This window comes from Limnothrix redekei LRLZ20PSL1 (assembly GCF_043235035.1).
Lineage (GTDB): Bacteria > Cyanobacteriota > Cyanobacteriia > CACIAM-69d > CACIAM-69d > CACIAM-69d.
In genome coordinates this window covers 17,891-38,260 of sequence record NZ_JAZAQF010000050.1, presented here as the reverse complement: position 1 = coordinate 38,260, position 20,370 = coordinate 17,891, and the positions used below count along the sequence as shown (strand labels likewise).

At 56.7% G+C, this 20,370-nt stretch carries 17 protein-coding genes; 11 read left to right on the top strand and 6 right to left on the bottom strand.

Going from position 1 to position 20,370, the window contains the following annotated elements; genetic code table 11:
* Positions 1 to 80 precede the first annotated feature (80 nt).
* Entirely contained in the window at positions 81 to 1,283 is a 1,203-nt protein-coding gene (locus tag VPK24_RS08685; protein WP_393012201.1) for a DNA double-strand break repair nuclease NurA, read from the bottom strand.
* A gap of 146 nt (positions 1,284 to 1,429) precedes the next feature.
* Between VPK24_RS08685 and VPK24_RS08680 the strand changes: the two genes are divergently transcribed.
* The 4 genes from VPK24_RS08680 (at position 1,430) to VPK24_RS08665 (ending at position 5,321) form a co-directional block, all read left to right on the top strand.
* The gene (locus tag VPK24_RS08680; protein ID WP_393012199.1) at positions 1,430 to 2,338 is read left to right on the top strand and encodes a fructosamine kinase family protein; all 909 of its coding nucleotides are present in this window, start codon (positions 1,430 to 1,432) and stop codon (positions 2,336 to 2,338) included.
* Between the two features lie 449 nt (positions 2,339 to 2,787).
* Complete coding sequence (locus tag VPK24_RS08675) at positions 2,788 to 3,720, top strand: energy-coupling factor ABC transporter permease (protein ID WP_393012197.1); 933 nt, start codon at positions 2,788 to 2,790, stop codon at positions 3,718 to 3,720.
* Between the two features lie 68 nt (positions 3,721 to 3,788).
* Positions 3,789 to 4,433: an energy-coupling factor transporter transmembrane component T family protein gene (locus VPK24_RS08670; protein ID WP_393012229.1), complete on the top strand. Its 645-nt coding sequence runs from the start codon at positions 3,789 to 3,791 to the stop codon at positions 4,431 to 4,433.
* A gap of 129 nt (positions 4,434 to 4,562) precedes the next feature.
* Positions 4,563 to 5,321, top strand: a complete 759-nt coding sequence (locus tag VPK24_RS08665; RefSeq protein ID WP_393012195.1) for an energy-coupling factor ABC transporter ATP-binding protein — start codon at positions 4,563 to 4,565, stop codon at positions 5,319 to 5,321.
* A gap of 50 nt (positions 5,322 to 5,371) precedes the next feature.
* Here the strand turns inward: VPK24_RS08665 and VPK24_RS08660 are convergent, their stop codons facing one another.
* On the bottom strand, positions 5,372 to 6,013 hold the full coding sequence (locus VPK24_RS08660; protein WP_393012193.1) for a Uma2 family endonuclease: 642 nt from the start codon (positions 6,011 to 6,013) through the stop codon (positions 5,372 to 5,374).
* A 162-nt stretch (positions 6,014 to 6,175) separates the two neighbouring features.
* On the opposite strand from VPK24_RS08660, the gene gltX reads away from it, so the two are divergent.
* The gene (gene gltX, locus VPK24_RS08655; RefSeq protein WP_393012191.1) at positions 6,176 to 7,624 is read left to right on the top strand and encodes a glutamate--tRNA ligase; all 1,449 of its coding nucleotides are present in this window, start codon (positions 6,176 to 6,178) and stop codon (positions 7,622 to 7,624) included.
* Positions 7,625 to 7,899: 275 nt separating this feature from the next.
* Positions 7,900 to 9,009 (top strand): tetratricopeptide repeat protein, encoded by a 1,110-nt coding sequence (locus VPK24_RS08650; protein WP_393012189.1) that lies wholly within the window; start codon positions 7,900 to 7,902, stop codon positions 9,007 to 9,009.
* A 7-nt stretch (positions 9,010 to 9,016) separates the two neighbouring features.
* On the opposite strand, the gene VPK24_RS08645 is transcribed toward VPK24_RS08650, so the two are convergent.
* The 3 genes from VPK24_RS08645 to VPK24_RS08635 all read right to left on the bottom strand — a co-directional run bounded on the left by VPK24_RS08645 (position 9,017) and on the right by VPK24_RS08635 (position 11,226).
* Positions 9,017 to 9,841, bottom strand: coding sequence for a peroxiredoxin-like family protein (locus VPK24_RS08645; RefSeq protein ID WP_393012187.1), 825 nt, complete (start codon positions 9,839 to 9,841; stop codon positions 9,017 to 9,019).
* 55 nt (positions 9,842 to 9,896) lie between these two features.
* Complete coding sequence (locus tag VPK24_RS08640; protein WP_393012185.1) at positions 9,897 to 10,349, bottom strand: hypothetical protein; 453 nt, start codon at positions 10,347 to 10,349, stop codon at positions 9,897 to 9,899.
* 226 nt (positions 10,350 to 10,575) lie between these two features.
* The gene (locus VPK24_RS08635; RefSeq protein WP_393012183.1) at positions 10,576 to 11,226 is read right to left on the bottom strand and encodes a Uma2 family endonuclease; all 651 of its coding nucleotides are present in this window, start codon (positions 11,224 to 11,226) and stop codon (positions 10,576 to 10,578) included.
* Positions 11,227 to 11,396: 170 nt separating this feature from the next.
* Between VPK24_RS08635 and uvrA the strand changes: the two genes are divergently transcribed.
* From uvrA to VPK24_RS08620, 3 genes are all read left to right on the top strand, one after another.
* The gene (gene uvrA / locus VPK24_RS08630) at positions 11,397 to 14,402 is read left to right on the top strand and encodes an excinuclease ABC subunit UvrA (RefSeq protein WP_393012181.1); all 3,006 of its coding nucleotides are present in this window, start codon (positions 11,397 to 11,399) and stop codon (positions 14,400 to 14,402) included.
* A 128-nt stretch (positions 14,403 to 14,530) separates the two neighbouring features.
* Positions 14,531 to 15,466, top strand: coding sequence for an N-acetylmuramoyl-L-alanine amidase (locus VPK24_RS08625; RefSeq protein ID WP_393012179.1), 936 nt, complete (start codon positions 14,531 to 14,533; stop codon positions 15,464 to 15,466).
* 53 nt (positions 15,467 to 15,519) lie between these two features.
* Positions 15,520 to 16,314: a DUF1997 domain-containing protein gene (locus VPK24_RS08620; RefSeq protein WP_393012177.1), complete on the top strand. Its 795-nt coding sequence runs from the start codon at positions 15,520 to 15,522 to the stop codon at positions 16,312 to 16,314.
* Between the two features lie 218 nt (positions 16,315 to 16,532).
* Here VPK24_RS08620 and VPK24_RS08615 read toward each other — a convergent pair whose 3' ends face one another.
* The gene (locus VPK24_RS08615) at positions 16,533 to 18,098 is read right to left on the bottom strand and encodes a mechanosensitive ion channel (protein ID WP_393012175.1); all 1,566 of its coding nucleotides are present in this window, start codon (positions 18,096 to 18,098) and stop codon (positions 16,533 to 16,535) included.
* A 21-nt stretch (positions 18,099 to 18,119) separates the two neighbouring features.
* On the opposite strand from VPK24_RS08615, the gene VPK24_RS08610 reads away from it, so the two are divergent.
* The gene (locus tag VPK24_RS08610; protein WP_393012173.1) at positions 18,120 to 18,320 is read left to right on the top strand and encodes a hypothetical protein; all 201 of its coding nucleotides are present in this window, start codon (positions 18,120 to 18,122) and stop codon (positions 18,318 to 18,320) included.
* Positions 18,321 to 18,872: 552 nt separating this feature from the next.
* The gene (locus tag VPK24_RS08605) at positions 18,873 to 20,315 is read left to right on the top strand and encodes a DUF3370 domain-containing protein (protein WP_393012171.1); all 1,443 of its coding nucleotides are present in this window, start codon (positions 18,873 to 18,875) and stop codon (positions 20,313 to 20,315) included.
* Positions 20,316 to 20,370: the final 55 nt, after the last annotated feature.

The window sequence follows — 20,370 nt, the reverse complement described above, 5'->3', positions numbered from 1 at the left end:
TCCAGAACGCCAGAGAGATTGATTGATCGATGGCCAAGGAACAACAGCCTTGGCTTGTTCTTGGATCATTCTTGGATTCCTCAGGCGATGCTGTTGCGCTTGCGGGCTTCTTTGTAGGAAGTACCAATGTTGCTGAGGCCGGCTTTCACCATTTCTCGCTCCAGCAACGAGAAAAACCGGCTGCGATCGCTCCCACGCACCACCGCTTGGTTGTGGGCCTCAGCCAGGGCGATCGGGTAACCATAGCCCTTTTGCACTTGACTGAGAATCAAACTCAAGGACTGGTTCAACAAGGCGCGATCGGTCGCCACCCACTCCGGCATTTCGACCCGCGCCACCTCGGTTCCCACATGCAGGTAACAGAAATAGATTCGGTGGCGGCCATAGTCCTCCAGTACACGAGCGTTCGATCGCCACAGGGGCCCCCGCTCCCCCGACTCCAGCAACACCGACCACAGGGCCGCATCCCGCAGCGGCTTGAGCCGGTTGCAAGGGGCCTCATCAGCTCGCCCAGGACAGTGGGTTTTGCAATCGGGCGTGATTTGGTTGCAGGTTTTGAGCCGGAAAAAGTTAGCCGCCTCGCCACTGCGGGGAGCACTTAGATAGCTGACCAGGGGAATGCCCGATAACCGCAACCGTTCCCAGGCGGCCAAGATCGGCGGCAAAATCCGATCGACCGCTGTGCTCGGCATTCGATCGAGAAACCAATAGATCAGCGAGCCATCCACCATGGCCAGCGTGGGCGGTGCGTCCTTGCTGTTGCCAGTGGTAATGCTGTGGGCTAAGTCTGTGCCCAAATCCGCCAGGGCCTCAGCCTCGGCCACGGTGCGCCGATGGCCCATCCAATCTTCAGTGCTGATTCCCCACTGGCGGGAAATGTAGAGGTCTTCGGGTTTGTAAAAAATTTCCGGCAAACTATCTAGCATGGGATAGCGCTTTTGGCCGTAGTGCAGGGCCACGCGCCCAGTATTGATCAAATAGCAGTAGGCGATTTCGTGGTGGCTGGGGGCAATTTGGGAACCATCGGTGGCGATCAAACTGTGGGCGATCGGGGCGGGGCCAATGGGTTCGCGCTTGTCCAAGGGTTCGATCGGCTCGGCCGCCACAAACTCCAGGCGATCGCGCCATTGGTGAAGCTGTCCCACCCAATAGTCCTGTTCCGGTTGCACTTGAGCCAGCAATTCTTGGGCGATCGTCAACCGTTGGCGCGCCGCCCGCGACTCCTGGGTGAGCTGTTGGCCCATGCCCTGCATTTGTTTTGAAAGCTTTACCAGATCCAGCACAGCCCGCTCTCAATTTCGTTTGAATGCTATTGATTTGAATGCTATTTAAACAATGGTTGAATCCCGCAAGAATTGCAAATTACAAATCAAGCGACGCACTACAAATTGGGTCATTAAAGATTGAGTCGTTAAATTAGGTCATTGTGATGGGAAACCTGTCAGCACTATGGGCAACGATCGCCCGAGCCGTTCGGGAACAGGGCGGTGGTTCAGCGGAGTCGCCCACGGCCCGATCGGTCGGTGGTGGCTGCATTAACCAAACCTATCGCCTGAGTTTTGGCGACGCTGCCAACGCTCCCGTTTACTTTGTCAAGCTGAATCAGGCCAGCGGTCTGGAAATGTTCGCGGCCGAAGCCGCCGCCCTCCGAGACCTAGCCGCCGCCCAAGCCATTAAAGTGCCCCAACCCCTTTGCTGTGGCCAAGCGGGCGATCGCGCCTATTTGGTTTTGGAGTGGCTGGAGTTGGGCCGTGGCAACCATGAAGCCTGGGCCCAATTGGGGCGAAATTTAGCGCAGTTACACCGTTGGCAGCCGGCCTCCGGGCAGCGGGCTTTTGGGTGGTGGCGAGGCAACACGATCGGCTCCACCCCCCAACCCAACGATTGGGCCGATGATTGGGTCACCTTTTGGACAGAGCGGCGCATTGGGTTTCAGTTGCAGTTGGCCCAACGGCGTGGCGGCCATTTCTCCGAGGCCGATCGCCTGCTGGCCGCCATTCCCAGCTTGCTGAAGGGACATCGCCCCCAACCCGCCTTGCTCCATGGGGATTTGTGGTCGGGTAATGCGGCGGTGATGGTGGACGGCACACCCGTGATCTTTGACCCGGCAACCTATTGGGGCGATCGGGAGGCAGATTTGGCCATGACTGAATTATTTGGCGGTTTTCCCAACAGCTTTTATCAAGGTTATGGTGAAGTGAATCCCCTGGAATCAGGTTATGAAATTCGCAAAGATCTTTACAATCTTTACCATATCTTGAATCACTTTAATCTATTTGGCGGTGGCTATGGCAGCCAAGCCAATGGCATGATTCATCGGCTTTTAAGAGATTGTTAATTCTTGAGGGGTTTGAAAAATCTGGGCCATGATAGGGATGCGATCCATCATTCTGGATCGGTGGCAATCCTGAAGCGGCATTGCGAAAAAATCTAAACCCAGATCACTTCACGCTAGGTAACCTCAATCAAGACTCAATCCAATGCATTGAGCATCCTCCAAACGCTTCATTTTCTTAGCAGAAGGACGATTTTGCTTAGAAATCAATCACGGGAAGGAATAGGCTTGGTCAGGAAAAATTGAATTGGCAGATGGCTTTCGGCTGATTTCTGCATCACTTTGGAAAGCAAATTGGGCAATTTCGGAAGATGGGTATTTGAGAACTCCAAGGGCAGCAACCCAATCACTTCATCAGGCAATTCATATCCCCTCGGTAGGGATTGTTTTTTGGGGCTGAACTTGTTTTTTTGGAATGGCAATCTGTTGTGTGATTAACGCTGGCTGGTTTCATGCATATTCCTGACGGTTTTGTTTCGGTGCCTGTGGCAACGGTCACATCGGCGGCCACAATCGGGGCGATCGCCCTGTCTTTGGCGCGAACCCGATCGACCTATGGCCTCAAGCAGGGGCCAATTTTGGGGCTAACCACGGCTTTCATCTTTGCAGCTCAGATGGTGAACTTCCCCGTCGCTGGTGGCACAAGCGGCCACCTGCTGGGGGGAACGCTGGCGGCCGTATTGACGGGGAACCCCTGGGCGGGAACCCTCTCGATCGCCACAGTCCTACTGATTCAGGCAGTGTTGTTTGCCGATGGCGGCATCACGGCCCTGGGAGCCAACATTCTGAATATGGCCGTCTTCGGAGTCTGGACGGGCTGGATTTTGACCCAGGTGATTCAGCGCCTGCTCGGAGGATCTCAGCGACGGTTACCACTCGCGGCCGGAATTGCAGCGGGGTTGAGTGTGGTGGTGGCGGCGATCGCCTGTGCGATCGAGTTGGTGTTATCCGGGACGGCGGCCTTTCAGCTCGCCGTGCCCGCCATGGCCGGAGTTCATATTCTGATTGGCTTGGGCGAAGGGATCATCACCGCTGGTGTCATTGGCTATTTGACCAAGGCTCGCCCCGACCTGCTGCCGGGAGCCAAGCCGCGTTTGGAGCGGTGGCAAGGGCCGGTGATTGGCGTGTTGTTGGTGGCGGGGGTGCTGTCGTTGGTGGCATCTTCCTGGCCCGACGGATTGGAAAAGGTGGCGGAGGATTTGGGCTTTATTCGGCTTGCGGAAGAGGTGCGAATTACCGTGCCTACGCCCTTTGCGGACTATGGCATTGAAGGCTTAGGGCCCTTGGGCACAACCATTACGGGGTTGTTGGGCAGTGTGATTTCCTTTGGAGCAGCCTTCGGGATCGCCAAGTTGGTGCAACCCAAGCGAGCTGAAGAGTCGTGATTGAAATCAGCCTGAATGCCAATCGCCGATCGACATGGGGTTCGGAGCGATCGACTCCGGGCCCGGCCCTGGTGGTGTTGCGGTTGCGGTTGGCTCTGATTTGGGTATTGGGGGCTGCTTGCTTACGGGTGGGCGCTTGGGCCCCGTTGGCGGTCTATGGCAGTTTGGCGATCGCCTGGGTTTTCTGGTTGCGGGTTCCGGCGCGATCGCTCCTGGGTCTGTTGGGGGCGGAACTGGTGTTTCTGAGCCTGGCGGCCTTGCCCCACGGTTGGGAACGGGCCAGCTTTCTGATGGCACGATCGCTGGTTTGCCTGTTGCTGATGAATGGGGTGTTGTTGACCCTGCCGCCCCATAGCTTGGCGATCGCCTTGAAAAGTTTGCCGCTGCCGGCCGCTTTGCGAGAAACGGCCCTCTTGGCGGGTCAATACCTGGAAATTGTAATTGACGAAGTGCAACGGATGCAGCGGGCGGCCGCCTGTCGGGGGCTGTCGGGGCCGGGCAGTTGGTTGCGCTATGTCAGCGCCGCCACCATTGGCTCTTTGTATTTGCGCAGTCTCGATCGCGCTGAGCGGGTCTACGCGGCCATGGTGGTTCGGGGCTATGGGGGAGCCTTGCCCCTGTTGCACCCCAGCCCGCCACACCATCGCTGGTGGTTGTGGGGGGCGGCGGTGGGGGCCGCTGGTCTGGCGATTGGCTCCTACGGTTTTGCGTAGGGCTTTGGCGCAGGCTTGCCCCCAATTGGGGCGATTCCAGCAGATGCTGGTTTGGCGCTTCCGCCCCAATCCCCTTAAGGTTGATCAAGCAAAGATAAAGTTCGATCGCATGGCCGCCGCAACAGTTTCATGACCCTTTTTTCTAAATGCGAGCTTGATCGCGCTGAAGTGTCGGCCGCCGTTTTGGTGCAAGATTTGCAATTTGCCTATCCCCAACAGCCGCCAGTTTTGCAGGGGATTTCCTTTGCTTTGGAGCCGGGCGATCGGGTGGCCCTGTTGGGGCCCACCGGTTGCGGCAAAAGCACCCTCTTGGAGCAACTGATTGGCCTGAAGCAGCCGAGCCGAGGCGCTGTGTGGATTGGGGGAACCCGGGTGGAACCGCGCACCTTGCCCACCATTCGCCGCCGATTGGGCTTTTGTTTCCAGGATGCCAACGACCAATTGTTTATGCCGACCATCTTGGAAGATGTGATGTTTGGGCCGCTGAACTATGGCATCCCGATCGCCCAAGCCAAAAACCAAGCCAGGGAACTCCTAGCCCGTTTTGATCTGTTGGCCTTTGAAGGGCGATCGGCCCATGAACTTTCGGGGGGGCAGCGGCGGTTGGCGGCCTTGGCGGCCGTGCTGGCCCTGGAGCCGGCCATTTTAGTGTTGGATGAGCCAACCACGGGCCTCGATCCTCGGTGGCGACGATCACTCGCTCAGGTTTTGGACACCTTGCCCATTCAATCGCTGATTGTGGCTTCCCATGACTTGCAATGGATTGGCAAAACCACCCATCGAGCCTTGATTTTGTCCCATGGACGGATCCGGGAAGATCGACCCACGGCGGAATTATTGGGCGATCGGGCGCTGTTGGAATCCTACGATTTACCGCTGGATTATTAGCAAAATCATTGGCGGAATGGCAAGCAACCAATATCTCGAGTTATCTCGAATTATTCGGATGATTCTGCTGGGTTGCCAAAAAGATCCGACAGGGCGATCGATTCGTCGGGAAAGGCCAAGCAAGCGGCGCGATCGGCAGCGGTGAGGGTGAATTTGGTTTGATAGCCCTCGGGACTCGGATCGCGATAGACCTCGAGTTTTTTGTGCTCCAAATCCACCAGCCAAAACTCGCCAATGCCCGATCGCGCGTAGAGCAGCCCTTTGACCTCGCGATCAGATTTCAGCGTGCTATCCGCCACTTCAATCAGCAGTAATACATCGCTAGTCTGGGGGTGACCAGTTCTATAAAATTTCGGGTCGCGTCGCAGAATAGCCAAGTCCGGCTGAGGCTGTGAATCCGTCAGTTGCAAAGAACATTGGACATTGAGCGTGGCCCGTTTTCGCAATAGGTCAAAAAACACCTCAGCTAGTTGACTGACACAGGATTGGTGACGAAATCCAATAGGCGACATTTTGACAATCAGTCCTTCAATGAGTTCCGTGCGAGCGTCCGGCGCGAGCGCACCGGCCTCATAAATTCGCTGGTATTCCGCCACTGTGAATCGATAGGGCTGAGTAGGAACAACCGGTTGTGGTGGTGCTGGGTCTACTGATTGGATCGTTGGTTCGCTGGGCAGACAAACTTGGCTCATAGGACTCATCTCCCGTTGATCCTCTAGATTCCATGATCGAACACCTTTCCAAACTATCGCAATCGATCGAGCCAGGGCAGTCACCCGATCGCCCCCCGTCAGGGCCGCAACCCGCTACAATCAAAGCCGCTTTATGACAATCCTTTAGCCCCCAACACCATCGTGTCCGTTCGCGTTCGCCTCGCTCCTAGCCCCACCGGAAATCTCCACATCGGCACGGCCCGCACCGCCGTTTTTAACTGGCTTTATGCTCGTCGCACGGGTGGCACCTTTGTGCTGCGGATTGAAGACACCGACACCGAGCGATCGCGCCCCGAATTTGAAGCCAACATTCTCGAAGGCCTGCAATGGCTGGGCATGAACTGGGATGAAGGCCCGTTCTACCAGTCCAAGCGCAATGAGTTTTATAAGCAAGCGATCCAAACCCTGCTCGACAAGGGCTTGGCCTACCGCTGTTACACCACCCCGGAAGAACTGGAGCAACTGCGCGAGGGCCAAAAAGCCCGCAACGAAGCGCCCCGCTACGACAACCGCCACCGCAACCTGACCCCCGAGCAGGAAGCCGCCTTCATCGCCGAAGGTCGCCAACCGGTGATCCGCTTCAAAATTGATGACAAGCGGACGATCGCCTGGAATGATCGGGTACGCGGCACGGTCACCTGGAAAGGCTTTGACCTGGGTGGCGACATGGTGGTGGCCCGCGCGGCCGGCATCGATGATGTGGGTCAACCGCTCTACAACCTGGCCGTGGTGGTTGATGACATCGATATGCAAATCACCCATGTGATCCGGGGTGAAGACCACATCGCCAACACTGCCAAGCAAATTTTGCTCTACGAAGCCCTGGGCGCAACGGTTCCCGAATTTGCCCACACGCCGCTGATCCTGAACCGGGAAGGGCGCAAGCTCTCGAAGCGGGACGGGGCCACGTCGGTCTCGGAATTCCGCAACATGGGCTATCTATCCGAGGCGATCACCAACTATATGACCCTGCTGGGTTGGGCCCCGCCGGAAGGGATGGATGAGGTATTTTCCCTGGAGCAAGCGGCCGCCCAGTTTGAGATCGATCGCGTGAACAAGGCGGGCGCAAAGTTCGATTGGGACAAGCTGAACTGGCTGAACGCCCAATATCTGCACAAGATGCCACCGGCCGAGCTGCTCGATCGCCTGATTCCCTACTGGCAAGGCGCGGGCTACAGCTTCGACCCCGTAGCCGATCGCCCCTGGCTGGAGGCTTTGGCGGGTCTGCTGGCCACGGCGATCGTCCGGTTGGATCAAGCGCCCGAGGCGGCCAAGCTGTTCTTTAGCGAAACGGTGGACTACACCGACGAAGCTAAGGCCCAACTAGCCCAGGCCGGCGGCGCGGAGATTTTGGCAGCGCTGGCGGCGGGCTTGACCGACCAGCCCTTGGATCACGACGCGGCCATGGCGCTGATTAATCAGGTGGTGAAGTCCACGGGCACGAAAAAAGGTCAGGTGATGCGGACGCTGCGGGCCACCCTGATGGGGGCGATGCAGGGGCCGGAGATGGTTCCCACTTGGCAGATCCTGAACCAACGCGGGTTCGATCGCGCCCGGATTGCGGCGGGCCAGGCGATCGCCCAAGGGTAGATCCCCAGCAGGGTGGCAAGGGGCTGAAGCCCCTTGTCTTTGGTTCCCTGTCCACAGATGGGATGGCCCCGCAAGCCCTAAGATCTTCGGCAAGAGATTTATGGCCATAAATCTTTGGCAAGAGATTTTTGGCAAGAGATCTTCAGCAAGAGATTTTTGGCAAGAGATCTTCAGCAAGAAATCTTTGGCAAGAGATTTTTGGCAGTAAATCTTTGGCAAGAGATCTCCTGTAACGCTTCCACTCGCTCGATCACGCAAGGATCGAAACCGCAACTATGGCCATTCAATCCCTGTTTCAACCCCGCCACCGTCGGCTGATTGGGCGATCACTGGGGTTACTGGTTTGGTTCGGGGCGATCGGGCTGGCCCCCGAGTTAGCCCAAGCCAGTCCCCTCACCCTGGCCCAAGCCAACAACAGCAGCACCAATCCCCAACTTCAGGATCTGATTGAGCGGGGCGAGCAGTTTGTGCAACGGCGCGATTGGGAATCGGCCCTGGTGATCTATGAACGGGCAGCCCAGCTCGATCGAGACAACGCCCGCATCTATTCCGGCATTGGCTATGTGCAAGCCATGCGCGGCAACTTCGCAGAAGCGGCCCGGGCCTATCAACAGGCAACGGTGCTTGATCCGCGCAATGCTGAATTTTTCTATGCCCTTGGGTTCAGCTTCGCCAACACTAACGACTTGGAACCAGCCTTAGCCGCCTACTACCGCGCGGTGCAGTTGGATGAGCGCCACCTGAATGCCCACTTGGGGCTAGGAGCCGTGCTCTATCGCCAGGCCAACTACAGCGGCGCACTGCAAGCCTACCGTCAAGTTCTGAATCTGGATCCCCGGAATGCAACCGCCCAGGAGTTTGTGGGGCTAACCCTGCTGAAGACCGGCGAAGTGCAACAGGCGATCACGGCGTTGCAAGCGGCCCAAAAGCTGAACCCCCGCCGCGACAGCACCTATGTTTCGCTCGGGGTGGCCTGGTTGGCGGCCGGCAACAGCACGGAGGCCACGGCGGCTTTTGCCCAGGCGGCTCGACTGAATCCGCGAAATCCGACCGTTCATCTGCAAATTGGCAAAATTCTGCGAGAACAGGGCGATATTCCTGGAGCGCTCGCCGCCTATCAACGGGCGGTGTCGGCCGATGGCGATTCCTACGAAGCCCAAGAGGCTTTGGCGGATCTGAGTTTGGAATCGGGCGATGTGCTGGTGGCGATTATTGGCTACCGGCGGCTGGTGGAGTTGCAGCCCAACACGGGCATGGCCCATTTCAAATTAGGTCGCGCGTTGGCCAAGCAAGGGCGAAATTTTGAGGCCCGGGAAGCGTTCGATCGCGCGGCCGCTTTGGGGGTTCCCGATGCGATCGCCGCCCGCGATGCTCTGCCCAAGTGATGGGCGCTTAAGCCGGGTCGCCAACCGTCGCGGCCTGGGATGGGTTCAAATTTGGCGGTTCCAACTGATCTAGGAAAGCCAAGGGATTAGCCATGTTCGCGGCAAAGCCCAGAATTCCCCGATCGCGGTGTTCATAGAGCAACGTCCCGGCGCGATCGAACACAAAGGTTCCCCCCCGTTGGGTCATGTATTGAGCATCGGGAACATAGCGATTCCAGTGGCTCAACACTTCCACCATATTTCGCAGTCGCAAGGTAGCCAGCTCAAAGGGACGCTGAAACCCGCGCCCGCCGGCCAGGGCAAAAAATTCACCTTTCATCGGGGGCAGTAATTTCGTGTCGATCGTTTCGTCGTCAGCGATCAACTGCGGTGCGGCGCGATCGCCCCGGTAACCCCGAAACACCTCCGCCAACGTGCCCGGACTGCCCAGCCCCGCACACATCAACATCAAATTTACCCAAGCGCTTTGGCCCGATCGCAAACCCAGCCACGATCGGGTCAGGCCGCCATATAACCCCAATTCTCGATGGAGATCCGCCGTGGGATCGATCGACAGCGCTTCGGCGGGAAACCCCGTGTAATCGCAAAACTTTTCCCCCGAGGAGCGATCGCCAATCCCCACAGCCCGCAGCACAATTTCGTGATCACGCAGGCGATCGGCCTCCCGACGCAACCACCAGGCATATTCCAAACTGTCAAAATCCCCCAATTGGGGCAGAGCGATAAACAGAATTTTAGCTGCCCGATCGCACCCATCCAAAACAGGAACGATCGCACCATCGCTCACACGTTCACGCTGGCAATTTTGCAAAATTGGGTAGCAAGAATTCATAGCATTCAAGATCTTTCCAGGACTGTTTGCAAGGCTAGAATTTTTCGGACATTCCCTAGGGACAAGGGCCCGGTGCAAAGGGTGGTTCCTTCCAATTTCCTTCAATGCTGAACCGAATCCGACTGCCCGCAATTTGCACCCGTCCCATATCAACGTGGCGAACTGGCTCGCCCCCTCCGACGGGAACCACCTCCACACAACTCAAAAGCCGACGCGGATAATTGCCGGTCATGAGGCGAGCTTCGTTGGGATAAATGCCAATGGAATCTGCTAATAAATCGGTTCCAGGACGATTGCGCCGTTCTCGGATCACAAACCGCCGAATAAAAGCATCTTTAGTGCGATTTTCCAAAATCAAGGCCATAGTTGGCTGTCGATCGGGCGCATTATTCGGATCATTGCTGTTGCTGGGGAGCTGGGCCCGCAAAGGATTAGCCATCAGAATTAGCCCGATCGCGATCGCTCCAGAACCTAGCCAAGCTCCACGATTGATGAGCCTATTATTCAAGATTTTGGGCTGAGTTTTGGACTGCTCACTTGGCTTTTGAGCGGTATTGTGCTGGAATTTTTGAATCATACCTGTTAATTTGGTTTTCAATTGAATCTTAGGGCTTACGAAGGTATCTGAAAAGGATCTTTGGGGACTAACAAAGTAAAGACGATTGCGGCGCAAGCTGCTTAAGCATTTTGTCCGCATCAATTGTTAAGATCCGCAGCCTCTCGATTTTGACGTTTCAAATATTCTGTTGATCTTCAGGCTGATCCATCGCCAGCTCATCAGTCGATGAATCCATTTCCGAAAAATCAATATTGCTATAAAGATCAGTTAATTGCAAAGTTAATTCAACGGTTTTGAGCTGAAGGGTGGATTCGGGCTTGCGATATTCCAAAAATCGCCATTCACAATCTTCTAATTTGATGAATTGCTCCACACGCATTTCGTATTGGTCAATTAGGAGATATTCCTGAAAGCTGGGAATGGTGCGATAGGCGGCAAACTTTTCGCCCCCATCATAGTTGCGAGTGGATTTGGACAACACTTCTGCAATCAGCAAGGGATTCGTTACCGTATCTTTGCGACCCGCTTGCAGTTCGATCGGCTTGGGCAACACCATCACATCGGGATAGGTATACATCCGCCGCTCAGGAATCCACAGCCGCTGATCCGTATGAAAGATTTCATAGGGACGATTGAGCAGTGCAAATAGTAGGCGTGCGTAGAACAATCCACTAATGCGATTGTGTTGGGGGGGGCCGCCAGTCATGGGGATGATGACTCCATCTCGGTATTCGTGACGCTGATCGCTGCTGACTTCCCGATCGAGATAGGCTTCCGGACTGTAGACAACGAGGCTTTGGGGGTGCTTGTCCAGTTGGGCGATCATGGGCACAATCTCCTTGCCGGGGAACTGGGGCAAATTGGCTTGAGTCGATCGCCCCGTCACTTTCCATCCTACCGTTTCGGTCTCAGCCGCGCCGCCGCCCGCCCCGATCGAACGCTAGGATAAAGAGCGCTATTTTCGATTTGCTGGCGTTTGTTGCGGTGGTTGCCCCCATGGCTAGTTCTGCTAATTCCCGTCCCCATCCCGATCGCCAGCCGCAGTCTCCCGAAGTCCGCGAGCGGATCCATGTGCGCGGCGCAAGGCAACACAACCTGAAAAATCTTGATTTGGAGCTGCCTCGCAACCAATTAATTGTGTTTACGGGGGTGTCGGGATCGGGAAAATCTTCGTTGGCGTTTGACACGATTTTTGCAGAGGGCCAGCGGCGCTATGTGGAGTCCCTGAGCGCCTATGCAAGGCAGTTTTTGGGACAGGTGGATAAGCCCGATGTGGACGCGATCGAGGGGCTAAGTCCGGCGATTTCGATCGACCAAAAATCCACCAGCCACAACCCCCGATCGACCGTGGGCACAGTGACGGAAATTTATGATTATTTGCGGTTGCTCTATGGGCGGGCCGGTGAACCCCATTGTCCCGTTTGCGATCGGGGAATTGCACCCCAAGCGATCGATCAAATGTGCGATCGGGTGATGGAACTACCCGATCGCACTCGGTTTCAGATTTTGGCCCCGGTGGTGCGCGGCAAAAAAGGAACCCACAAAAAATTGCTATCGAGTTTGGTATCTGAAGGCTTTGCGCGGGTGCGAATTGATGGGGAAGTACGCGAACTGAGCGATGCGATCGAGCTGGATAAAAACAAATTTCACGACATTGAAATTGTGGTCGATCGCCTGATTAAAAAAGAAGGCATCCAAGAGCGCCTAGTGGACTCCTTGCAAACTTGTCTCAAACATGCGGGCGGGGTGGCTGTGGTGGATATTTTGCCCGCTGCCCATGCGACGAATTCCGGAGCCAATGGCGCAACGGCTGCGGATTCGACCAATGGGGGGGCGGCTAATTCCGAAACGGAAATAGAATTGCCCCAATCTTTGGTTTTTTCTGAGAATTTCGCTTGCCCTGAACATGGTGCGGTGATGGAGGAATTGTCGCCGCGACTCTTTTCGTTTAATTCGCCCTATGGAGCTTGTCCCGCTTGTCATGGATTGGGATTTTTACGCACCTTTTCCCCAGAGTTGGTGATTCCTGATCCCAAGTTGCCGGTCTATGCAGCGGTGGCCCCTTGGTCTGACAAGGACAGTACCTATTACCTATCCTTGCTGCACAGTGTGGGGCAGGCCTTTGGGTTTGAAATTCAAACGCCTTGGAACCAACTCAGCGAAGAACAGCAACAGATCTTGTTGTACGGCACGGATAAACCGATTTGGATTGAAACGGATTCCCGATTCCGAGAACGCCAAGGCTATCACCGGAAATATGAAGGAATCTTGCCGATTTTGGATCGACAATATCGTGAATCCACCTCTGATCAATACAAACAAAAGCTAGAGCAATATTTAGTAGATCAAGCCTGCGAGGTTTGCCAGGGTCAACGGTTGAAACCGGAGGCGCTGGCCGTGCGTTTGGGCCCCTACCGAATTATTGATTTAACCAATGTGTCGGTACGGGAAGCCTTGGCGCGGGTGCAACAACTCACGGGCAGCGTTGATGGCCGATCGCTCCTTTCAGAACGGCAACAGGCGATCGGGGCCTTGGCGCTGAAGGAGGTGGAATCGCGGTTGAAGTTTTTGATTGATGTGGGGTTGGATTATTTGACCTTGGATCGATCGGCGGCGACCCTTTCCGGCGGCGAAGCCCAGCGGATCCGCCTGGCCACCCAAATTGGCGCAGGCTTGACGGGGGTGCTCTATGTGTTGGATGAACCGAGCATTGGTCTGCACCAACGGGATAACGATCGGCTGTTGGCCACCCTCACCCGGTTGCGGGACTTGGGCAACACGCTGATTGTGGTGGAGCACGATGAAGACACGATTCGAGCTGCGGATCACCTGGTGGATATTGGCCCCGGCGCGGGCATCCATGGGGGCGAAATTGTGGCCCAAGGTTCCCTGGCGGATTTGCTGAAGGCGGAAACCTCCTTAACGGGGGCCTATCTGTCCGGTCGGCGGCAAATTTGCACCCCGGCCGAGCGTCGATCGGGTAATGGCCTAAGTCTGAAAATTTTGGATGCCTACCGCAATAATTTGCAGCACGTGAGTGTGGAAGTGCCCCTAGGCAAATTTGTTTGCGTGACGGGGGTATCTGGTTCCGGCAAATCCACCTTGGTGAATGAGCTGCTGTTGCCTGCGCTCTATCACCACCTGGGTCACAAGATTCCGTTTCCGGCGGATTTGGGCGACATTCGCGGTCTGCAACATATCGACAAGGCGATCGCGATCGACCAATCCCCGATCGGCCGCACGCCCCGCTCCAACCCCGCCACCTATACGGGCGCGTTCGACATCATCCGCGACGTGTTCACCCAGACGATCGAGGCCAAAGCGCGCGGTTACAAAGCTGGTCAATTTTCCTTTAACGTCAAGGGCGGCCGCTGCGAGGCCTGTGGCGGCCAGGGCGTGAACACGATCGAAATGCATTTCTTGCCCGATGTCTATGTGCAGTGCGAGGTGTGCAAAGGCAAGCGCTACAACCGGGAAACGCTCCAGGTGAAATATAAGGGTTACTCGATCGCCGACGTGCTGGAAATGACGATCGATGAGGCGCTGGAGGTGTTCCAAAACGTGCCGAAAGCCGTCAGTCGCCTGCAAACCCTCTCCGATGTGGGCCTGGGTTACATCAAGCTCGGTCAACCGGCCCCCACCCTCTCCGGCGGCGAAGCCCAGCGGGTGAAGCTGGCCACGGAACTATCCCGCCGAGCCACGGGCAAAACCCTGTATCTGATCGACGAACCGACCACGGGCCTTTCGTTCTATGACGTGCATAAGCTGCTGGATGTGGTGCAACGACTGGTGGATAAGGGCAACACGGTACTGGCGATCGAGCACAACTTGGACTTTATCCGGTGCGCCGATTGGGTGATTGATCTGGGACCCGAAGGGGGCGATCGGGGTGGGCAAATCATCGCCACCGGCACACCGGAACAGGTGGCCGTGAATCCGGTTTCCCACACGGGACGCTATCTCAAGCTCGCCTTGGAACAGCATCCTCCCAGCGGCGAGTGATGTTCAAATTGGGGGGCGATCACCCCCCCCGCCAGACAACCGCCTAGGGGCGATCGCCCAGTCGCCGCCATCTCAGTGCAACGGCTAGACTGATTAGCAGCCTGAGAGACCCGAGGAGACTGGATTCAATGAAATATGGCATTGACATGGGCCACAACGCGGCCCCCGACACTGGCGCAGTGGGCATTAAAAAAGAGGACGACCTCACGATCGCCGTCGGCACAAGGGTGATCAGCCAACTGCAAGCCTTGGGTCATCAGGTGGTGAACTGCACCCCCAAAAGTGCCTCCAGCGTCATGGACTCGCTCTCCAAGCGTTGTTCCGCCGCCAATGCCAACAATGTGGATTTATTTGTCTCCATCCACTTCAACAGCTATAACGGCCGCACCAGCGGTTCTGAAGTTTGGTACGCCAGCAATTCTGGGAAGAAATTTGCCCAACCCGTGCTCACGGAAATTCTGAAGCTGGGCTATGTCAACCGTGGCATCAAAGAGGGCAACTTCTACGTGCTAGCCCATACAGATATGCCCAGCATTTTGGTGGAATGCTGCTTTGTGGATTCTGCTGATGATATGAAGCGGTTTGACCCAGACAAAATGGCGCGGGCGATCGTGGCGGGCGTGACCGGCGGCCAAACGGCCACCACGCCGCCCCCGGCCCCTAGCGATCCAGAAATTGTGAAATTGCAGCAGGCCCTTAACCGGTTGCAAGTTTACGCCACGCCCACGAGCCAGCCCTTGGCCACCGATGGCAAGCTGGGGCCCCAAACCAACCAAGCGAGACAACGCCTCAAAACCATCTTTGCCATTTCGCCAGCGGAAACAGAAGCCAGCAATCGCGCCATGTGGGAGGCGATCACGTCGATCACGGTCGATCGCGTTGTGTTGCGACCCAATCACGGCTATGGCCCGGCGGTGCGCTATTTACAATTCCGATTGAATATTCCGCCCACGGGTTTATATAGCGACGCGACGGTTAGCGCAGTGCTGGCCTACCAAAAAGCCCAAGGATTGGCAGCCGATGGGGTGGTGGGCCCAGCTACCTGGGGCAAATTGGTTCCCTAGGCCAGGACGTTGGGCGATCGAGCAGGCTATAGTCTCCAAGGTGTTGATGTTGCATGGCTATGCGTTCTACCCCTGACTGGTCACCGGAATCCGATCCCAATGAGGGGCGATTGGACGATGCGGCCCTTGAGGCGCAAGACCCGTCAATCAATATTCACAACCCGCAACAGACCGTTCAAAGTAGCAATCCAGACGGTTTCCAGAATGACGCTCAGAAGGGTGCTCAAAGCGCCCAACCGGACTCCGATGCCGAAGATGACAGCGATGGGCCCATGCGGTTCTATAACCGCTTTGAGGACTACATGGAAATCGCCGCCGCCCCGGAAACCTTTGCCAACTACCTCGATGGGCATCAGGAGTGGTTTCACCGCTGTGCTCATCCAATGCAGGTCAACCCGATCGACCAAAACAGCTATGCCATCACGATCGGGCATTTTGGCGCATTTGACTATTACGTGGAACCGAAAGTGGGTCTCGAACTCCTACCGCCGGAACAGGGCATTTATGGCATCCGCACTGTACCCGTGCCCGACTATGACCCACCGGGCTACGCCGTAGACTTCCAAGCCGCCATGAAACTGGTGGCGGTGGACAATCCCGATGAAGCGGCCGAGCAAGCCGTGAATACCCACGTCACCTGGACGCTGGATTTGAATGTGGATGTGTGGTTTCCACGCTTTATTCGGGTTTTGCCCCAGGGATTGATTCAAAGAACGGGCGATCGACTGCTGGGGCAAATTGTCCGCCAGGTGTCTCGCCGGTTAACAGCTAAGGTACAAGCGGATTTTCATGAGTCCCGAAATCTGCCGTTTCCCCAGCAATTGCAACGCAACCGCAGCTTTTTTTAGCAGCTTTTTTTAGCAGCTCTTCTTCAAGGGTTTTCTCAAACACTGAGAAGAGACCCAGGCAGCAGACCAGAGGCTTAGGTCAGGGATCCGGACAAGGGGTTTAAACCCCTTGTCTTTGTTTTTGATCATTTCCCAACGCCAGGATCAGCACATTGGGAATTGGCTAACAACCTTTGGCGTTGGCGATCGCGCTGGAAATCGCACTAATCGCACGAAAGTTAGCGCTTGAGGTTATTGATCCATTCGCGGAGTTGCTCGCTGGCCACGTCACGGCCGCCCAAACCGAAAGCGATCGCGCTGGCCACGGCCACTGCGCCCAAGATCAAACCAAAGGCCAAGTTCACAATATCCGGAGCAATTCCCATCTGTTGCAGCGCCATGGCCCCCACCAACACAATGATCGCCAAGCGGGCCACTTGAGCCAGCAGGGTGGCTTGGCGAGAGCCGGGCATGGCAATCACCCGGTAAGCCAAGTTAGCCAGGTACAGGCCCACGGCAAAAATCAAGGCCCCAACGAGCACTTGACCGAGGATGGTGGTTAGCCCCGCAACGAGGGCTGTCAGTTCCGGCACTTTCAGGCTGTCGATCGCGGCGATCGCGGCAAACAGCATGATGCCCACCAGGGTGATGATCCCGGCAATATCCGAAGGAGACTTAGCCCCCACGGTCATGGGCAGCCCTAAGGCGAGGGGCATGTTGTTGAAGCCCACGCCACTCAGGAAATTGCTGACCAAATTGGCCACAAACCGCCCGATCGCATAGGCGATCGCCAGGATAATCACGGCCCGCAGAATATACGGAATTGCCAGCAAAATCTCATTCAGCATGGCCACGGCGGGTTCCGAAATGGCCTGGATTTGCAGCTCTTGCAAGACCGAAATGGCCGTGACGATCAAAATCACCGTGTAGGCAATGGTTCCCGCAATCCAAGACAGGCTTTGGGTTCCTGCCAATCCGCTGAGGCCAATGCGGTAGCCGAGGCGATCGACCCCTGCCGATCCTAGGAAGTTGGTCAACACCACCCGCACCAATCGAGCAACGAACCAACCGATCGCCCCCACCAGCACCGCCTTAAAGATTCGCGGCAGCGCTTCTAGCACCTGCGCCACAGCCCCCTGAATTGGCTCCAGCGGCCCTTGCAAGGCCAAGGCATCCAGCACAAAGGGCAGGAACAGCAGCAGAATCAGCCAGTAGAGGATATTGCCGAGGGTTTCATTCAGCAGAATAGGACTGCTGCCGCCCATTTGACTCGCCAAGCGATCGTCTAGGGAAAAGCGCTGTAGCCCTCGGGTGAGCAGCAGTTTCACCACCGTGGCCACGAGCCAAGCCAGCGCTGTGAGAACCAGGGCGCTAAAAATGCGAGGGGCATAGCCCAAAATTTCCCCTAAAAAGCGCTGAAGGGGAGTTGAAGCCGCCTGCAAGCCGACCGCATCCAGGAAAACCAAAATGGCAAAGAGCATGATCGTCCAAAAGGCGATCGCCCCGGCCCAGTTTTCGATCGGGACAAGGGTGGCATCGTTAGCCGACTGACCCGACAGCCAACCCGATAGCCGCCGCCCCACATCCAATCGACTGAGGAGGTGGCGCACCACGCTGGCCACCAAAATAGCCAACAGCCAGCCCACCAACAGGGCCACCAGCCCCCGCACCAAGCCATTCAAGAAAGGGGCCACATCCGGACTCGTGCCCGGAATCGAGGGAACTTGGGCCGAATAAAGGGCCGCAGTCCCGGGTAAGGCAAGGGCTGGGGGCATAGAAACGATTTGCCAAATTGCGATTGTCATGGATTGTGATGCTCCAGTGGAATGCACCTGAAGGGATGGAAGGGTCGCCGCGATCGGGCTGTTACCCTTGGTTCCGGCCCAAATTCGGGGATTGGGGGACGGTTGACCGATCGCCGCGATCGCCGCGATTGCTGGGCCCCCATGGGCGAAACCCACTGGGGCCCACTCGGGGTCACCAGCACCATTCCATCAGGCTTCAAAGCACAGCTAGTAACGGGTTGAGCCGCCTTGGCTGTTGCGATACCGTAAGGCTAACAGATGGATCACGGAAGGTCTCTGGGAGCCAGGTCGTTCAAGGTGCTCGATCGCGCCGTTGGCTGGCGGTGGCCAACAGGCTAAAAACTTGCAAATTGGTGGCTATTGGCATCCCAAGCGAGGGATCAGGTTTCTTGATATCCGTCCGGGGGCATTCACCCCCCAATAGAAAATGTTAAAGTTTGGGGCGTTTCTCTCAGGATTTCGATCAACAGAAAACGCCGGCAGTCCACAATCCTCCAACGGTCTCCGCCGTCTTCTGTGGTTCACTGAGGTTTCAGCCCATTTCGCCCCGGATTTCTCGATCGCTGACCCCCTCAAACAGCCCCCATCCGGGCATACTGGTCAACGGCTTAAAAATAGCCTTCCGCCAGTCGGTCTCCTGTCGAGCAACCGACGTGCGAGATTGGCCCCATCGGCGTTTTTCTTTGTTTTCCTGGGCCGAAACAGCGGCTGGTGGCTGTCTATGCCCAAGGCCATGCCCGAACCACTCCACTCCTAGTTTTTGCCTTCGAGTCCATGCTCTCTCTGCTCCTTGGCTTGTTTCCGCTCCAGGTGGGGCCCGTCGCTCAACTGCCCCCGATCGAACAGGCCGAACCCGATTCCCCAGGGAACCGAGAGGCCGCAGAAGATGAAATTTTGGCTCCGCAGCCCGTGCGGCGGCGAGAGGTTACCCAGCGCCATGAGGTGCGATCGCTCCCCGGACGACTGGACAACGTGCCGGTTTTTAACAGCAACAGCCCCGAAGTGGTTTTGACGGAAGGGATTTTGCTGTCCACTTTTCCGTCCAATGGCATGGCCGTGCCTTCCGCGCACCTAAACTATGCCTTTCAGGGGCGGTTTGATATTTTTTCGCATCACATTTCCCGGGCGGCGGCCTATCAGGAAGGACGCACGCTGTTTCAGGGTGTAATGGTCTATAACCCGGGGCCGCGCACCGTTGATGTGAACATTCGCGAAGCCGCTAGCTATATCAGCCGGTTTGAAGCGCCCTTTAAACCCTTGCCGGCCTACCTGGAAGACCCGATCGGGGCAATCTATTCTGGCTCTGGCAGCCGCGTGGTGGGGGATGTGTTGCGCGGTCGGCGGCGGGGCCTGCTGCGATCGAATCTGCGGCTAGGGCCTCGGGAAGCAGAAATGGTGGTGAATTCCCCGATTCCAGTAGGCAAAATCACCCCCTCCTCCAATACCCGATCGACCCTGATTCGGGCCGAGTCCAATGGGCCGGTCTATCTGGCCAGTTTGGCCATGTTCTCGCCCAAAACCCCCGACGGCCGCGAACAAATTCCCAGTCTGCGGGAGTGGCAATACCTGCTGGTGCGCAGCGGTCTCTCGGGCCCGCGTGACGTGGCTCCCACATCCCTGAACTTGGCGGAAACCAGTTCTCGATTCTTTTATGGCCGAGTGGCCGGCGTGGCCAAGGGGTCGCGCTGGGAGGCCACCCTCACGGATCCGGGGGCAAATGAACTGCGAGTGCCCACCGATGGCGGGGCCATTTCCTACCCGATCGCCACCTTGCCCCGAGGAACGTTGGGCACGCGCCAGGTTCAAAGTGCGCCCATGGTGGCTCGCTATCCCGACACGGCCTATCTGGCCCACGGTAATTACGGGGTGCAATATAGCTTGACCTTGCCCTTGACCAATCGCACCGGTAGCCCACAACAAGTGGCAATTTTGTTCCAAACCCCTTTGAAGGAAGATGGGCCGAGCGATCAACTGCGATTTTTGGAGCCGCCCGAAGAGCGGGTCTTTTTCCGGGGGCCCATTCGGTTGCAGTACCAAGATGATTTGGGCAATTCGATCGATCGCTTCATCCATGTGGTGCAACATCGGGGTGAACAGGGGCAACCCCTCGCCACCTTGAACCTACGACCCGGTTCCAAGCGGGTGGTGCAGGTGAATTTCCTCTATCCGCCCGATGCCACACCACCTCAAGTGCTGACGGTGCAATCCATCCGTTAGGGGCGATCGGCCCTGAATCGTCAATTTGGATTTCTGGGCAACGGCCAGCCCTATC

What these genes read in the sequence shown, in the direction of transcription:
- VPK24_RS08680 (WP_393012199.1), top strand. Translation starts at nt 1,430, where the DNA reads ATGGGAAACCTGTCAGCACTATGGGCAACGATCGCCCGAGCCGTTCGG.
- VPK24_RS08675 (WP_393012197.1), top strand. Translation starts at nt 2,788, where the DNA reads ATGCATATTCCTGACGGTTTTGTTTCGGTGCCTGTGGCAACGGTCACA.
- VPK24_RS08665 (WP_393012195.1), top strand. Translation starts at nt 4,563, where the DNA reads ATGACCCTTTTTTCTAAATGCGAGCTTGATCGCGCTGAAGTGTCGGCC.
- VPK24_RS08660 (WP_393012193.1), bottom strand. Translation starts at nt 6,013, where the DNA reads ATGAGCCAAGTTTGTCTGCCCAGCGAACCAACGATCCAATCAGTAGAC.
- VPK24_RS08650 (WP_393012189.1), top strand. Translation starts at nt 7,900, where the DNA reads ATGGCCATTCAATCCCTGTTTCAACCCCGCCACCGTCGGCTGATTGGG.
- VPK24_RS08645 (WP_393012187.1), bottom strand. Translation starts at nt 9,841, where the DNA reads ATGAATTCTTGCTACCCAATTTTGCAAAATTGCCAGCGTGAACGTGTG.
- VPK24_RS08635 (WP_393012183.1), bottom strand. Translation starts at nt 11,226, where the DNA reads ATGATCGCCCAACTGGACAAGCACCCCCAAAGCCTCGTTGTCTACAGT.
- uvrA (WP_393012181.1), top strand. Translation starts at nt 11,397, where the DNA reads ATGGCTAGTTCTGCTAATTCCCGTCCCCATCCCGATCGCCAGCCGCAG.
- VPK24_RS08625 (WP_393012179.1), top strand. Translation starts at nt 14,531, where the DNA reads ATGAAATATGGCATTGACATGGGCCACAACGCGGCCCCCGACACTGGC.
- VPK24_RS08620 (WP_393012177.1), top strand. Translation starts at nt 15,520, where the DNA reads ATGGCTATGCGTTCTACCCCTGACTGGTCACCGGAATCCGATCCCAAT.
- VPK24_RS08615 (WP_393012175.1), bottom strand. Translation starts at nt 18,098, where the DNA reads ATGACAATCGCAATTTGGCAAATCGTTTCTATGCCCCCAGCCCTTGCC.
- VPK24_RS08610 (WP_393012173.1), top strand. Translation starts at nt 18,120, where the DNA reads ATGCACCTGAAGGGATGGAAGGGTCGCCGCGATCGGGCTGTTACCCTT.
- VPK24_RS08605 (WP_393012171.1), top strand. Translation starts at nt 18,873, where the DNA reads ATGCTCTCTCTGCTCCTTGGCTTGTTTCCGCTCCAGGTGGGGCCCGTC.